Raw genomic sequence first — 16,142 nt, 5'->3', positions numbered from 1 at the left:
CAAATGTGATGCAAACTCAAAATAATGCCAAATCGCCACAAAGCCACATAAAATCTAGTTTAAGCCTCCCATCCCCTAATCCACACCCCGAAAAAAGCGCATTGTCAAGTCTAGTTAAACAAAGAAAAATACATTATATTGTGCCGTTCAAAGCAATCACATACCGTATCTTGTGTTTTTTAATGGGAAGACTGAACAATGAATGCAGCAACGAATATTAAAGTAACCAAACGCGACGGACGCTTGGAAGATATCGATTTAGACAAAATCCACCGTGTTGTTACTTGGGCGGCGGAAGGCTTACAAAACGTCTCCGTATCGCAAGTCGAGCTCAAATCACATATTCAGTTTTACAACGGTATCCGTACCGATGACATCCATGAGACCATCATCAAGGCCGCGGCCGACCTGATCTCACAAGATACACCCGATTATCAATATCTGGCCGCCCGCCTCGCCATTTTCCATCTGCGCAAAATCGCTTACGGCGAGTTCGAACCGCCTCACCTCTACGATCACGTTAAAAAACTGACCGAAGCAGGCAAATACGACCGCCACATCATCGCAGATTACAGCCGCGAAGAATTCGACGAGCTGAATGCCTATATCGACCACAGCCGCGATATGACCTTCTCTTATGCTGCCGTAAAACAGCTGGAAGGCAAATATCTGGTTCAAAACCGCGTTACCCGCCAAATTTATGAAACGCCTCAGTTCTTATACATTTTGGTGGCCATGTGTCTCTTCAGCAAATATCCGAAAGAGACCCGTTTGGATTACGTCAAACGCTTTTACGACGCCGTTTCCACATTCAAAGTATCGCTGCCTACTCCGATCATGAGCGGTGTGCGTACGCCTACGCGCCAATTCTCAAGCTGCGTATTGATTGAATGCGACGACAGCCTCGACTCCATCAACGCTACCACCAGCGCGATCGTAAAATACGTTTCCCAACGCGCGGGCATCGGCATCAACGCCGGCCGTATCCGCGGCTTGGGCAGCGAAATCCGTGGCGGCGAAGCGCAACACACCGGCTGTATCCCATTCTTCAAAATGTTCCAAGCGGCAGTTAAATCCTGCTCGCAAGGCGGTGTACGCGGCGGCGCGGCAACCTTGTTCTACCCATTGTGGCACATCGAAGCCGAGAGCCTGTTGGTATTGAAAAACAACCGTGGCGTAGAAGACAACCGTATCCGCCAACTGGACTACGGCGTACAAATCAACCGCCTGCTGTACACCCGTTTGATTAAAGGCGGCAATATTACCCTGTTCTCACCGAATGAAGTTCCAGGTTTGTATGATGCCTTCTTCGCCGACCAAGACGAATTCGAGCGCCTCTACACTCAATACGAGCAAGATCCAAACATCCGCAAACGCACGTTACCGGCAACAGAATTGTTCTCCACCCTGATGCAGGAGCGCGCCGGTACCGGTCGTATCTACATCCAAAACGTTGACCACTGCAACACGCACAGTCCGTTTGATCCGCGCGTTGCGCCTGTTCATCAGTCCAACTTGTGCATGGAAATCGCCCTGCCGACCAAGCCTTTGGACAACATCAACGATGCAGAAGGCGAAATCGCCTTGTGTACCTTATCCGCCTTCAACTTGGGCGCATTGAACAACTTGGACGAACTGGAAGAGCTTGCCGATTTGACCGTACGCGCACTTGATGCCCTGCTGGATTATCAAGACTATCCGGTTGCAGCCGCACGCACCGCGACCATGAACCGCCGCACGCTTGGCATCGGCGTCATCAACTACGCCTACTATCTGGCAAAAAACGGCGTACGTTACAGCGACGACTCCGCCCTCGGCCTGACCCACCGCACCTTTGAAGCCATGCAGTATTACCTGCTCAAAGCATCGGTAAACCTTGCCAAAGAATACAGCGCATGCCCGCTCTTCAACCAAACCGTTTATTCGCAAGGCAAACTGCCCATCGACACCTACAAAAAAGACTTGGATGCCGTGTGCAGTGAGCCTCTGCACTACGACTGGGAAAGCCTGCGCGCCGACATCGTCAAATACGGCCTGCGCAACTCTACCCTGACCGCACTCATGCCGTCTGAAACCAGCTCGCAAATTGCCAATGCCACCAACGGCATCGAGCCGCCACGCGGATTGGTAACGGTCAAAGCATCGAAAGACGGTATTTTGAAACAAGTCGTACCAGAATTTGAAACCCTGAAAGATGCCTACGAAACCCTGTGGCAGCTTCCCGGCAACGAAGGCTACCTGAAACTTGTCGGCGTAATGCAAAAATTCGTCGATCAATCGATTTCTGCCAATACCGCCTACGACCCGAACAAATTTGAAGGCAGCAAAGTTTCCATGAAACAAATGCTGAAAGACCTACTTACCGCCTATAAATACGGCGTCAAAACCCTGTACTACCACAACACCCGCGACGGTGCGGACGATACTCAAGCCGATATTCAAGATGACGGCTGTGCTGGTGGGGCTTGTAAGATTTGATAAAGAAGGAGTTCAGACGGCCTTTTGCATTTAAACTGCCGTCTGAACATAAGAAGTTTTCTAAAAAATGAAAATAGCTTGATACACGCCAATGTATCAAGCTATTGAAAGATTTTTAACGTACGCCAATACGTTAAAAATTTCTTTAGGTCATTCATGAGAAACCTAAAGACCTAACTCAATCGTATGATTTCATTAGATTTATTGCTAGAATTCGAATGATACTGCGATTTTAAGGTTAGTACAAGCTAATTCTCGTGAGCTCAATATAAGTGTTTATTTTTTGTAGAGTTTAGTTTTCTACATAAAAAATACACTTTGTGTTTTACGAAGGGAGCTTGAATGCGCGGGAAAACTGTTCCTGTAAGAGCTTATCGTCGTTTCCGTAATGGCAACTTCGAACATGTTCGCAAGCATTTTCGCCGACCACCATTACGGTAATCGGTTATAATAACCAGCTCGCAGTTTTTACTGCGGGCTTTTTTTATTTAAAGGATTTCTACAATGTCATGCGAACATTTAACTATGTCCTACAGCACCTTTTCCAAGACCAAAAACGACGCGCTTAAAGAGCCGATGTTTTTCGGTCAACCGGTAAATGTCGCCCGTTATGACCAGCAGAAATACGAAGTATTTGAAAAACTGATCGAAAAACAATTATCTTTCTTCTGGCGGCCGGAAGAAATCGACGTGTCGCGCGACCGTATCGACTATGCGAACTTGCCCGAACACGAAAAACATATTTTCATCAGCAATCTGAAATACCAAACCCTGCTCGATTCGATCCAAGGCCGCAGCCCGAATGTTGCGTTCTTACCTTTGGTGTCGATTCCCGAACTGGAAACTTGGATTGAAACGTGGAGCTTCAGCGAAACCATCCACTCGCGCAGCTACACTCATATCATCCGCAATATCGTGAATGATCCATCAGTCGTGTTCGATGATATTGTACAAAACAAATACATTATCGCCCGTGCGGAAGACATTGCCTGCTATTACGATGATTTGATTGAATACACCCAGTATTACAATCTGTTGGGCGAAGGTTCGCACAATATCGGTGGCAAGCTCGTTACCGTGTCTTTGCGCGAGTTGAAGAAAAAGCTCTATCTCTGCCTGATGTGCGTCAATGTATTGGAAGCCATCCGCTTCTACGTTTCATTCGCCTGCTCGTTCGCCTTTGCCGAGCGTGAATTGATGGAAGGCAACGCTAAAATCATCAAGCTAATTGCCCGCGACGAAGCCCTGCACCTGACCAGCACCCAGCATATGCTCAACCTGATGCGTGCCGGTGCCGATGATCCTGAAATGGCTGAAATTGCGAATGAATTGCAGGACGAGTGTTTCAATCTCTTCAAAAAAGCAGCCGAGCAGGAAAAAGAATGGGCGGCCTATCTGTTTAAAGACGGTTCCATGATTGGCCTGAATAAAGAAATTCTGGCTCAATACGTTGAATACATTACCAATCTGCGTATGCAGGCGGTTGGCCTTCCTGCCGGATTTGAAGGTGCGACCCAAAATCCGATTCCTTGGATCAACGCATGGCTGTCTTCTGACAATGTACAGGTTGCGCCGCAGGAAGTGGAAATTTCTTCTTACTTAATCGGTCAGATTGATTCGGAAGTCAGCGCGGACGATTTGGGCGATTTCGAGCTGTAAACCGCGTTTCAGACGGCCTTTGGGCGTAACCGGCCGTCTGAAAATCTCTTTTCAATCCTCAAGGTATAACCAAAAATGAAGATTTATGGCGACATTGCGGTAAAAGCAGCTGAATCATATTCTAAATATGAAGATATGGAACAAGCTTGGACAGAGATTGCGGCATCATTTCCCATCAAGGAGTCAATTAGAAAAAAAGGATGCCCAAAGAATGCATTTTTGGGATTGTGTCGTGCGGGGTTGGTTAAAGGAATCAACCCGGAAAAAGTCAAAACCAAACATTCCAAAAACGGAGAATATGCCGTTGCAGCGGTCAGCCTTTTAAAAAATGATCCCGAATGGGCAAATCAGAAAAAATCCGTTTTCTGGCGCGAAATTGTGGGTAATGAAAAAAAATATAACAGCCAGCTTCATGTCGTTTTGGCCTTGTGGGAAAAAGGCTTGATTATTTGAATTTATATATTTAAGGCCGTCTGAAACATTGTTCAGACGGCCTCTATGCCCTAAAACACACATGGCACTCATTAGCACACACGACAAAACCTTCCAACTCCAACAAGGCGAAACCTTATTGGAGGGCTTGGAGCGCACTGGACACGAAGTTGAATACCAATGTCGCAGCGGTTATTGCGGTTCATGCCGGGTTAAAATCTTGGATGGAAAAGTCTCTTATGATAATTTTCCGCTCGCTTTTGTCGCGCCCGGAGAAATTTTGCCGTGCTGCTGCCGGGTTACTGAAGACATCAAGCTTGATTGTCGGGAGCGAATTAAAGAGCCGGATTTATTTGATGTCGATTTATTTGAAGACAAATAAAAAATGCCGTCTGAACATTGTGGCCGAAATCTTTGATTTCATGTCCACCGTTCAGACGGCATTTTGTTTAAGCAACCTTATTTACGTTCGCCAACCGGCAAAACAGTACGGCCGAAAGATTCGTTGATGACCTCTGCCGCTGCCAAGTAGAACGCACCAAGTGCAGTTACCAAGCCTAAGCAACCGCCGATATGGACGATGCTATGATTTTCCATGCCATCGCCAATACCTAAAGCAAAAAAAGTCAGTGTCAAGAAAAAGAAAATACCGCTCAATACTTTAGGCTTGGTCAACGTAGCCACAAACATCATCAGCGAAAACATACCCCATGCGCAGAGATACCAACCGATAAATGCCGGGGCTGTTTCACCTTTAAAAAAGATGATAAACAAAGCCCATGTCCACCAGAAGGCGCCATAGCTGATAAAAGCGGTAAAGCCAAACGTATTGCCTTTCTTGAACTCAAACATACCGGCAATAACTTGAGCGATACCACCAAAGGCGAGAGCCATGCCCAAAACTAAGCCGACACCCTCTTGAGCAGTAAAAAAGCCGCCGTTAATCAGACTGAGCAACCAAGTTGTCAATGCAAAGCCACACAGGCCTACTGGACCTGGGTTCGCCAAGTTTTCTTTAGTAGTAGTCATTTTATTTCTCCTCTAGTTATTAGAAATAGGAAACCCATTGTTACAGGTTTTATTTAAAATTAAAAGAAATAAATTTAAAAAAATCAGGCCGTCTGAAAAATATTTTTCAGATGGCCTTTAATATTAATAATTAAACTATCCCAAAATTGCCAAGATTTTCCTCAATTCGTTGGCATCAATTTGTCCGGGGGCCGACGTTTTTTGTGCCGCACCAAAGGTAACGGCCGAGCCGAAAGTCGAGCCGACCAAGCGACTGACAGCTCCGATTTTACCCATAGACATAGTAATAATCGGGCGGTCGATAATTTGTGAAACATCATATGTTGCCTGTAATAAGGTCAATACATCTTGCGGCGATTGCGGCATGACGGCAATTTTGCAGATATCCGCGCCCCACTCAGCCATTGTTTTCAGACGGCCTGTAATGTCTGCCAAAGACGGCGTGGCTTGAAAATCGTGATTGCAAAGCAAGGCGGCAGTTTGATGTTCATGTGCCAAAGCTATGGTTTGTTTTACGCCATTTTCCTCGGCAAAAAGCTCAATGTCGATCATATCAGCTTGTTTGGACCGGATAATTTTTTCCAATAATTTAAAATAATAGTCGTCCGAACAAGGCGTATTGCCGCCCTCTTGCGCCCTTCTAAACGTAAATAGCAAGGGCTTGTCAGGAAAAGCCTGTCGAGCGATGCCTAATTGCTCGGCAATAAAATCGGCATCAAGCGCAGCTTGAAAAAAATCCGCACGAAATTCAATAATGTCAACAGCCGTATCTTTCAATACGTGCAAAGCCTGCTCCAATTCCTGCATATTGGCAGCCACCAGCGGCACGGCAATTTTAGGCAGGCCTTTGCCGATCTCGATATTTTTGATGATGACAGGTTTCATATTGTTCCTTTTTGCTCTTCAAGCCAATCAGTGCAGATGCTCGTAAATGGTTTCCGCCAATGCTTTGCTGATGCCTTCCACTTTTTCCAGGTCCTCGCGGCTGGCCGCAATCACGCCGCGCAGACCGCCGAATCGGGTAAGCAATGCTTGGCGGCGTTTGCTGCCGATACCGGGGATTTCGCTGAGTGAGGAAGTAACGCGTGCTTTGTCGCGTTTTTTGCGGTGACCTGTAATCGCAAAGCGGTGCGATTCATCGCGTACGGTTTGCAATAAATGCAAGGCCGGGCTGTTGGGTGGCAGGCGGAAGACTTCGCCGGTAAAAGGCAGTATGAGTTCTTCCATACCGGCTTTGCGCTCAGGGCCTTTGGCGATACCGACCAAAGGAATGTGCAGCCCAAGTTCTTCCCATACTGATACGGCTACGCCGATTTGCCCTTTGCCGCCGTCAATCAACACGACATCCGGCCATTTGACGGCCTCGCCGTTGGCTTCGGCTTCCTGCATTTTGCCATAACGGCGCGTCAACACTTCACGCATGGCGGCGTAGTCGTCGCCGGGCTTGGCGGTCGTGATGTTGTAGCGGCGGTATTGCGAAGGCTGGATGTTTTGCTCATCGTACACAACGCAGGACGCAATAGTGGCCTCGCCTTGTGTGTGGCTGATATCGAAACATTCAAGGCGGTTGAGGCCGTCTGAATCCATGCCGAGGATTTTTGCCAGTTCGTCAAGACGGTGTTGCTGGCTGCTTTGTTGCAGGCGGCGTTGTGCAATCGCCATTTGCGCGTTTTGTTCCGCCATTTTCAACCAGACTTTTCGTTCGCCTATGGTTTTGGTGACAAATTGCATCTGCTTGCCGTGTTCGCCTTCCAAAGCCTCTTTCAGCGCATCGGGAACGGGAAAGTTGCTGATGATGATGTCGGGTTTGCTTTTGCCCAGATAATGTTGGGCGACGAAGGCTTCGGCGTAATCTTGTCCGTTTGGCTCGGGATCGTTTTTGGTGTCGGGGAAAAAGCTTTTGTCGCCGACGTGCCGTCCTCCGCGGATGCTGACCCAGTGTACGCAAACCAGGCCGTCTGAAACCGCCAGCGCGAGCAAATCAATATCGTTGGGATTGTTCGGATTTTTACTGTCGATAAACTGATTACTCTGCATGATGCCAAGCGCTTGAATTTGATCGCGGTAACGGGCTGCTTCCTCAAATTGCAGATTGGCGGCGGCGGTTTGCATTTTGTGTTGCAAGGTACGCGTCAATTCGTCGGTTTTGCCATTGAGGAAAGTCGCGGCTTCACGCACGCTGTCACGATAATCTTCTTCGCTGATATGGCCGACACAAGGCGCGGTGCAGCGTTTGATTTGGTAAAGCAGGCAAGGACGATCGCGATGCTCGAATACGCTGTCTTCGCAGGTACGCAGCATAAAGACTTTTTGCAACACTTGAATGCTGTCGCGCACGGCATTGCTGTTAGGATACGGGCCGAAATATTGATTTGGTTTCTTCAGCGTGCCGCGGTAATACGCCATTTGCGGATATTGATGGCCGCTGAGCATCAAATAAGGATAGCTTTTGTCATCGCGGAAAAGAATATTGTATTTCGGCGACAAGGCTTTGATGAAGTTGTTTTCGAGAATCAGCGCTTCGGCTTCGGAACGCGTGATGGTGGTTTCGATATGGTGAACCTGTTTTACCATCAATGCGATGCGCGGCGAATGGTCGTTTTTTTGGAAATAGCTGGAAACGCGCCGCTTGAGATTGACCGCTTTGCCAACATACAAAACATTGTTGTCTTCATCAAAAAAACGGTACACGCCCGGCAGATTGGGCAGATTTTTCAGAAAAAGAGGTAAATCGAACGGTTCGGTTGCGCTCACGGGATTTTCTTTTGGAATAAGCAGGCCGTCTGAAAACTTTTCAGACGGCCTTTTTCATTGAGGTTTAAGATTCTTGAGACGGGGTATCTTCAGCTTCTACCACTTGGTTTTCAGCTGCATCGCTTTCCAGAGCAGCTTCATCTTCAGCCTCTTCGGCCACACGCTCCAAGCTGACCAAGGTTTCGCCTTCATCCAGATTAATCAGGCGGACACCTGCGGCAGCACGACCGGTCTCGCGGATTTGCTCAACTTTGGTACGAATCAGGACGCCGCCGCTGGTAATCAGCATCAGGTCGTCGGTTTCGCTGACCAAAGTCGCGGCAACCAAATCGCCGTTGCGCTCGCCGGTATTGATGGCGATATTGCCTTGGCCGCCTTTGTTTTTACGGCTGTAATCGGCAATAGGGGTACGTTTGCCATAGCCGTTGGCGGTAGCGGTCAATACTTGCAAATTGCTTTGTTCGGCTTCAGGGGCGAAGGTAATCAGGCTGACAATCTTGCCATCAGCCGGCAGGCGCATACCGCGCAAACCGCCGCTACCACGACCGGACGGACGGACACCGTGTTTGCCGCTTGGCAATGCGTTTTCGGCATTTTCATCATCCAGGCCGTCTGAATCTTCGTTTTCGGTTTCGATATCTGCATCTTCTGCTTCATCGTTACCGGTTTTTTCCCAATATTCGTTAAAGCGGATGGCTTTGCCCAAGTTAGAGAACAACATAATGTCGCCCGCACCGCCGGTTTGCGCTGCGCCGACCAAGTAATCGCCTTCTTTAAGCGCAATGGCTTTGATGCCCTGGCTGCGGACGTTTTTAAATGCAGACAGCTGGACTTTTTTCACCATGCCTTGTGCGGTGGCGAAGAAGACGTATTGGTCTTCCGGGAACTCACGGACGGCCAAAATCGCGCTGACTTTTTCGCCCTCTTCCAATTGGATAACGTTGTTAATCGGGCGACCACGGCTGTTGCGGCCGCCTTCCGGCAGTTTGTACACTTTAATCCAATGGCACTTGCCCAAATTGGTAAAGCACATCAAATAATCATGCGTATTGGCAACAAACAGGGTTTCGATAAAGTCTTCGTCTTTGGTTGCCGCTGCCTGTTTGCCGCGGCCGCCGCGACGCTGCGCCTGATAATCGGTAGTCGGCTGGGTTTTGATGTAGCCGCCATGAGTTAGGGTAACAACCATTTCACGTTGCGGAATCAGGTCTTCATCGGCAATATCGCCGCCAAACGGATTAATTTCGCTGCGACGTTCGTCGCCGAAGTTGGCTTTAATGTCTGCCAATTCTTCGCGTATGATTTGGGTAACGCGCTCTGGTTTGGAAAGAATATCCACGAAATCAATGATTTTGCTCATCAGGTTTTTATATTCGCCGACAATTTCTTCCTGATCGAGGCCGGTCAGGTTGCGCAGGCTCATGCGCAGGATGGCATCGGCTTGCAATTCGCTCAGATAATAGCCTTGGCTGTGCAGACCCAAATTATCTGGCAAGCCTTCAGGGCGCATCATGTGCATGTCCAAATCCGTACGGCAGAGCATGTCTTCAACCAAGCTGCTGTGCCATGGGCGGGACAGCAGTTTTTCTTTGGCTTCCGGCGCATTGGCAGAATCTTTAATCAGACGGATGATTTCGTCGATATTGGACAAGGCAACTGCTTTACCTTCGGCAATATGGCCTTCATGACGCGCTTTTTTCAGGCGGAACAAAGTACGACGGGTAACGACTTCGCGACGGTGGCGCAGGAACTCGGACAGGATTTGTTTCAGGTTCAGCAAACGCGGCTGGCCGTCAACCAAGGCCACCATATTAATACCGAAACTGTCTTGCAGCTGGGTCAGTTTGTAGAGTTGGTTCAAAACGACTTCGGCATTTTCATTGCGTTTCAATTCGATCACGACACGCATACCGGATTTGTCGGACTCATCGCGCAGGTCGGATACGCCTTCCAACGTTTTTTCGCGTACCAACTCGCCGATTTTCTCAACCAGCTTGGCTTTGTTTACTTGATATGGGATTTCATCGATAACGATGGCTTCGCGTTCACCGTTTTTACCGATAGGCTCGATATGGGTTTTACCGCGTATTACTACACGGCCGCGGCCGGTTTTATAGCCTTCGCGCACGCCGCTCAAGCCGTAAATAGTTGCGCCTGTTGGGAAATCGGGCGCTTGGATGATGTTGATCAGCTCGTCAATTTCAGTTTCAGGCTCATCCAACAAGCGCAGGCAGGCATTGATGGTATCGCCTAAATTGTGCGGCGGGATATTGGTTGCCATACCGACGGCAATACCGGACGAACCATTGACTAGCAGCGCGGGGAAACGGGTCGGCAATACCAGCGGCTCATGTTCGCTGCCGTCATAGTTGGAGCCGAAATTGACGGTTTCTTCTTCAATATCCGCCAACATTTCATGGGAAATTTTTTCCATGCGGATTTCGGTATAACGCATGGCTGCCGCGGCCAATCCGTCAACGGAACCGAAGTTGCCCTGACCGTCGATCAGCACATAACGCATGGAGAAATCTTGCGCCATACGGACGATGGTGTCGTAAACGGCCGTATCACCGTGGGGGTGGTATTTACCGATAACGTCACCGACGATACGCGCCGATTTTTTATAGGCGGAATTCCAGTTGTTTTTCAACTCGTGCATCGCGTACAACACGCGGCGGTGTACCGGCTTGAGACCGTCGCGGACATCCGGCAGGGCTCGACCCACAATCACGCTCATGGCGTAATCGAGGTAGCTCTTGCGCATTTCGTCTTCAAGGCTGACAGGCAGGGTTTCAAGTGCAAATTTATGGTCGTTGCGGATGGTTGCGTCGGTCATGATTATCTGTAATTTCGTATGGCAAAAATCTTGTTGATTCTACCACAAAACAAGCAGTTTATGGCTTTTGCGTGAAGGCCGTCTGAAACAGGATTTCAGACGGCCTTCATTATTTAATAAATTCAATTTAGTTGCAGCCAGAATCTTCGTTCGCAGCCTGCAGACTCAACTCTTTACGCTTTTTAGCCCTTTCATAACGGCAACGTTGGCGCGGTGTATTGATTTCCAAAGGCGGTACAGGAACCGGCTTACCGTCTTCAACGGCAACCATGGTGAAGTAGCAGCTGTTGGTATGACGCACTTTGCCGGTGTGGATGTTTTGCGCCTCAACCCGAATACCGACTTCCATAGAAGTACGGCCGGTGTAGTTGATACTGGCGTAAAAGGTTACCAGTTCGCCGACATGAATAGGCTCTTTAAACAATACTTTATCAACAGACAGAGTAACGCAATAGGTACCGCTGTAACGGCAGGCGCAGGAATATGCCACTTGGTCGAGCAGGCGCAAAAGATCGCCGCCGTGAACATTGCCACTGAAGTTTGCCGTATAAGGCATCATCAGCTCGGACATGATCAGTTCATGGGAAGGAAGTTGGCGTTCCGGTTTCATCGTTTATTCTCCTTTTGATATTTATTTTTAAATTGTCTGAAAACTTCAGACTGCACGTGTGCAAAATTATTCTACCGTTTTTAATCTTTGAATTTCAACCCCTTGCCTACCTGTTTACAGCCATTTTCTACGCGAAAAGAAAATCAGCAGTCCGATAATGATGCACAGCATCACACCCAAAACCATGAAATAGCCGTAATGCCAATGTAGCTCGGGCATATTGTCGAAGTTCATGCCATAGATGCCGGTAATGACGGTCAGCGGCATGAAGATGATGGTAATAACCGTCAACACGCGCATTTGCTGGTTCATGCGGTTGGATTGGAAGGAAAGGTAAATGTCCATCATGCTCAACACCATATCTCGAGAAGCATCAAGCGATTCGATAAGCTGCATATTGTGGTCGTACACGTCGCGCAGATAGACGGTCGATTCGCCTTTGAAAATGGCAAAATCGCCGCGTACGGCCAGTTGGTAGAACACATCGCGCAATGGTAAAAGCGTGCGCCGCAGACGGACGGCATCACGCTTGAGGCGGTGAATCTTACTGAGAATATCGCTGTTTTCATTTTTAAACAGGGACTTGTCTATTGCTTCGACACGGTTGTTGTACGACTCCAAAACAATGAAATAGTCGTCCACAATGCGGTCAAGCAGGCAATAAGCAAGAAACGCCGTATTTTTGTTCAAAATATTGTGCGGATTTTCGTGCATCTGCCGGCGCAGCTGGCTGAACAAGCCCAGCGGTTTTTGTTGGAAAGACAACACAAAATCTTTGCCTATAATCACATACACTTGGTCGGAATGGAGCTTGCCCGTGGTGGTGTAATGGTAAACCTGTGCGGCAGTAAACACATAGTTGCCGTAGTCTTCGATTTTCGGACGCTGTTTGCGGCTGAGAATGTCTTCAATAACCAGCTCATGGATGCCGTAAGGCTCAAGCGCGTGTTTGAGCAAAGCAGCATCGTTGATGCCGACAAAATGCAGCCAGTTGATTTGGCCTTCTCGAGGGCGTGCAATATCGGGCAAAGCCTTTCCGGCAAGATAATCATGCTGAATAAAGGTATCGGCGGAATATAAGGTTTGGTGGATGGCAGAACGCGGCGCATTGTCCGTGTTGCTGCGCTGCATGGCCTGCTCTTGCAGATTGTCGTTTGTCTCAACAGGATTGGCTGGTTTATTCATAAAAAGAAATCATGTTTATTGGTTTGAATGGATTGTACAGACATAAAAGGCCGTCTGAAAACTGATTTTCAGACGGCCTGATATATAGATGAATGTTTTATTAGGCTTGAGGCGCTGTTTGTTCCAACTCTAATGCCGCAGCGAGCAAGGACAAGCGTGCCATTACGCCGTAAACGTAGAGGCGGTTGTGTTCGTTATCCACGTCGCAGTCTTTTTCGGAGCGTGGCATACCGAGCGAATCCCATTGTTCGAATACGCGTTTGCAGGCTTCAGGGGCTTCTTGGGAGTTGTCGCCGCTGCCGGTGGGGATGCTGTTGGACAGTGGCACAAACACCATGCCACCGGCATTGAGGTTTTCGTCTGCGCCACGGCCTTCGTGTACACGGAAGAAACCGCCGATTACAAAACGGTCCATCATATACACGACAGGTTCGCACACGGCGCCGTTCATGGTTTCGTAGGTATAAATACCTTCTTGGACAATGACTTCGCTGACTTCCAAACCTTCTTTGACTTTCGCCATTTTATTGCGGTTTTTACGGTTCAAGCCGCGCACTTCATCCGCAGATTTAACGCTCATTACGCCCATGCCGTAAGTACCTGCGTCAGCTTTCACAATAACGAAAGGCTGGTCAGCAATACCCAATTCGTCGTATTTGGCTTGAATTTTCGCCAATACACGCTCTACCGCGCCTGCTAATGCATCCTCGCCTTCACGCTCTTGGAAATCCAAACCGCTGATTTTTTCAAAATAAGGGTTAATTTGCCATTCATCGATGTCAATCAATTTGGCAAAGTCGGCTGCAACTTGGTTGTACGCGCCGAAGTGTTCGGTTTTACGGCGAGTCGTCCAGCCGCCGTGCAATGGCGGCAAAACGGTTTGGTTGATACCTTTAAGGATTTCAGGAACACCCGCAGACAAGTCATTGTTCAACAAAACAACGCAAGGCGAGAAACCGTCGGCAAGATGTACACGCTCACGGGTACGCAATAAAGGCTCAAGCAAAATTTTGTCGCCTAATGCGGTTTCAAACTCGGTTGGCTCGGTCACTTCAGGATTCAGGCTGCCCAAACGGACTTCATATCCTGCAGAACGCAAAATCTCGCTGAGGGCGTAAACGTTTTGCAGATAGAATGTGTTGCGCGTGTGGTTTTCAGGAATAATCAATACGGATTTGGCCGTTTCACATGCACGCTGCACCGCATCTTGCGCGGCAACTGCCGCCAGCGGGATAAAGTTGGGATTCAAATTATTGAAGCCGCCCGGAAACAGGTTCATATCAATAGATGAAATTTTGTAACCGGCGTTACGGATGTCAACCGAACCATAAAACGGCGGACGGTGTTCGTTCCAATGCGAACGGAACCATGCTTCGATTTTGGCATGATTGGCAAGGACTTTTTTCTCAAATTCCCGCAATTGAGTCAGATGCTCAGGAGCCATTACCGGTAATTTCATTCTCTATACCTCTTGGTAAGTGTGGATGTTGAGTGAGAATGATAGAACTTTTTAGTACATTTCGACAAGCATTCTTTCAGATAAGATGCATCTTTTTGTCAACAATTCTACAATTTGTCTAATTTTTTACAAGTGTTTTTGAAACTTTGCAACAAATTTTAAAAATTGGACAAATTCCTATTGCGCAGCCCCTATAAAAAGCCTAAAATCCGCCCATAAACGCAAACCATCATTCATACCTACCAATAGCAAAGAATACTCATCATGAGCGCACAAACCCTTTACGATAAACTTTGGAACAGCCACGTCGTCCGCGAAGAAGAAGACGGCACTGTCCTGCTTTACATCGACCGCCACCTGGTTCACGAAGTAACCAGCCCGCAAGCATTTGAAGGCTTGAAAATGGCCGGCCGCAAACTCTGGCGTATCGACAGCGTAGTCTCCACAGCCGATCACAACACCCCGACCGGCGACTGGGACAAAGGTATTCAAGACCCGATTTCCAAACTGCAAGTCGATACTTTGGACAAAAACATTAAAGAGTTTGGCGCACTCGCCTACTTCCCGTTCATGGATAAAGGTCAAGGCATTGTGCACGTTATGGGCCCGGAGCAAGGTGCTACCCTGCCCGGCATGACTGTTGTCTGCGGCGACTCTCACACTTCTACCCACGGCGCATTCGGCGCATTAGCGCACGGTATCGGCACTTCCGAAGTCGAGCACACCATGGCAACCCAATGTATTACCGCAAAAAAATCCAAATCCATGCTGATTTCCGTTGAAGGTCGTCTGAAACCCGGTGTTACCGCCAAAGACGTGGCACTTTACATCATCGGTCAAATCGGTACGGCCGGTGGTACAGGTTACGCCATTGAGTTTGGCGGCGAAGCCATCCGCAGCCTTTCTATGGAAGGCCGCATGACCTTGTGCAATATGGCGATCGAAGCCGGTGCGCGCTCAGGCATGGTTGCCGTCGACCAAACCACCATCGACTATGTAAAAGGCAAACCTTTCGCACCTAAAGGCGAAGCGTGGGACAAAGCCGTCGAGTACTGGCGCACGCTGGTGTCTGACGAAGGCGCAGTATTCGATAAAGAATACCACTTCAAAGCCGAAGACATCGAACCTCAAGTAACCTGGGGAACATCACCTGAAATGGTTTTGGACATCAGCGGCAAAGTGCCTAATCCCGCCGAAGAAGCCGATCCGGTCAAACGCAGCGGCATGGAACGCGCCCTTGAATACATGGGCTTGGAAGCCGGTACGCCATTAAACGAAATTCCTGTCGATATCGTCTTTATCGGCTCTTGCACCAATAGCCGTATCGAAGACTTGCGCGAAGCCGCCGCCATCGCCAAAGGTCGTAAAAAAGCGGACAATGTACAACGCGTATTGATTGTTCCCGGATCCGGTTTGGTTAAAGAACAGGCCGAAAAAGAAGGCTTGCACGAAGTATTTATCGAAGCCGGTTTTGAATGGCGCGAGCCGGGCTGCTCTATGTGCCTCGCCATGAATGCCGACCGCCTGACCTCGGGACAACGTTGCGCCTCTACTTCCAACCGTAACTTTGAAGGCCGTCAAGGCAACGGCGGACGCACCCACCTCGTCAGCCCTGCCATGGCAGCCGCAGCCGCGGTGACCGGCCACTTTACCGATATCCGCACTATGGCTTAAAATATTTTCAGACGGCCTTTATTCAT

The 16,142-nt window shown here is 48.6% G+C and carries 12 protein-coding genes; 5 read left to right on the top strand and 7 right to left on the bottom strand.

What is annotated here, in order from left to right:
• Positions 1 to 198 precede the first annotated feature (198 nt).
• The 4 genes from nrdA to yfaE all read left to right on the top strand — a co-directional run bounded on the left by nrdA (position 199) and on the right by yfaE (position 4,951).
• Positions 199 to 2,478 (top strand): class 1a ribonucleoside-diphosphate reductase subunit alpha, encoded by a 2,280-nt coding sequence (gene nrdA, locus O3661_RS07330; protein WP_371492857.1) that lies wholly within the window; start codon positions 199 to 201, stop codon positions 2,476 to 2,478.
• Between the two features lie 525 nt (positions 2,479 to 3,003).
• Positions 3,004 to 4,137 (top strand): class Ia ribonucleoside-diphosphate reductase subunit beta, encoded by a 1,134-nt coding sequence (nrdB, locus tag O3661_RS07325; protein ID WP_049331034.1) that lies wholly within the window; start codon positions 3,004 to 3,006, stop codon positions 4,135 to 4,137.
• Between the two features lie 75 nt (positions 4,138 to 4,212).
• Positions 4,213 to 4,590 (top strand): hypothetical protein, encoded by a 378-nt coding sequence (locus tag O3661_RS07320; protein ID WP_009427512.1) that lies wholly within the window; start codon positions 4,213 to 4,215, stop codon positions 4,588 to 4,590.
• 61 nt (positions 4,591 to 4,651) lie between these two features.
• Positions 4,652 to 4,951 carry a class I ribonucleotide reductase maintenance protein YfaE gene (gene yfaE / locus O3661_RS07315; protein WP_003686421.1) on the top strand — a complete coding sequence of 100 codons (300 nt, stop codon included), beginning with the start codon at positions 4,652 to 4,654 and terminating at the stop codon, positions 4,949 to 4,951.
• Positions 4,952 to 5,028: 77 nt separating this feature from the next.
• On the opposite strand, the gene O3661_RS07310 is transcribed toward yfaE, so the two are convergent.
• From O3661_RS07310 to gshA, 7 genes are all read right to left on the bottom strand, one after another.
• Complete coding sequence (locus tag O3661_RS07310; RefSeq protein WP_371492856.1) at positions 5,029 to 5,598, bottom strand: acetate uptake transporter; 570 nt, start codon at positions 5,596 to 5,598, stop codon at positions 5,029 to 5,031.
• 135 nt (positions 5,599 to 5,733) lie between these two features.
• The gene (aroD, locus tag O3661_RS07305) at positions 5,734 to 6,483 is read right to left on the bottom strand and encodes a type I 3-dehydroquinate dehydratase (protein WP_371492855.1); all 750 of its coding nucleotides are present in this window, start codon (positions 6,481 to 6,483) and stop codon (positions 5,734 to 5,736) included.
• A gap of 27 nt (positions 6,484 to 6,510) precedes the next feature.
• Positions 6,511 to 8,352: an excinuclease ABC subunit UvrC gene (gene uvrC / locus O3661_RS07300; RefSeq protein ID WP_070649733.1), complete on the bottom strand. Its 1,842-nt coding sequence runs from the start codon at positions 8,350 to 8,352 to the stop codon at positions 6,511 to 6,513.
• Positions 8,353 to 8,416: 64 nt separating this feature from the next.
• Complete coding sequence (gene gyrA, locus O3661_RS07295) at positions 8,417 to 11,188, bottom strand: DNA gyrase subunit A (protein ID WP_371492853.1); 2,772 nt, start codon at positions 11,186 to 11,188, stop codon at positions 8,417 to 8,419.
• A gap of 127 nt (positions 11,189 to 11,315) precedes the next feature.
• Positions 11,316 to 11,798 (bottom strand): acyl-CoA thioesterase, encoded by a 483-nt coding sequence (locus O3661_RS07290; RefSeq protein WP_036490948.1) that lies wholly within the window; start codon positions 11,796 to 11,798, stop codon positions 11,316 to 11,318.
• Positions 11,799 to 11,912: 114 nt separating this feature from the next.
• Positions 11,913 to 12,983 carry a magnesium/cobalt transporter CorA gene (corA, locus tag O3661_RS07285; protein ID WP_371492852.1) on the bottom strand — a complete coding sequence of 357 codons (1,071 nt, stop codon included), beginning with the start codon at positions 12,981 to 12,983 and terminating at the stop codon, positions 11,913 to 11,915.
• A 100-nt stretch (positions 12,984 to 13,083) separates the two neighbouring features.
• Positions 13,084 to 14,442 carry a glutamate--cysteine ligase gene (gene gshA, locus O3661_RS07280; protein WP_371492851.1) on the bottom strand — a complete coding sequence of 453 codons (1,359 nt, stop codon included), beginning with the start codon at positions 14,440 to 14,442 and terminating at the stop codon, positions 13,084 to 13,086.
• A gap of 264 nt (positions 14,443 to 14,706) precedes the next feature.
• On the opposite strand from gshA, the gene leuC reads away from it, so the two are divergent.
• Positions 14,707 to 16,116: a 3-isopropylmalate dehydratase large subunit gene (leuC, locus tag O3661_RS07275; protein WP_371492850.1), complete on the top strand. Its 1,410-nt coding sequence runs from the start codon at positions 14,707 to 14,709 to the stop codon at positions 16,114 to 16,116.
• Positions 16,117 to 16,142 lie beyond the last annotated feature (26 nt).

It is taken from the genome of Neisseria sp. 20925_1_37 (assembly GCF_041433255.1).
In the GTDB taxonomy this organism is placed as follows: domain Bacteria; phylum Pseudomonadota; class Gammaproteobacteria; order Burkholderiales; family Neisseriaceae; genus Neisseria; species Neisseria flavescens_D.
Note: the sequence above shows the minus strand (reverse complement) of the source record. Positions and strands in the feature narration are given on the sequence as shown.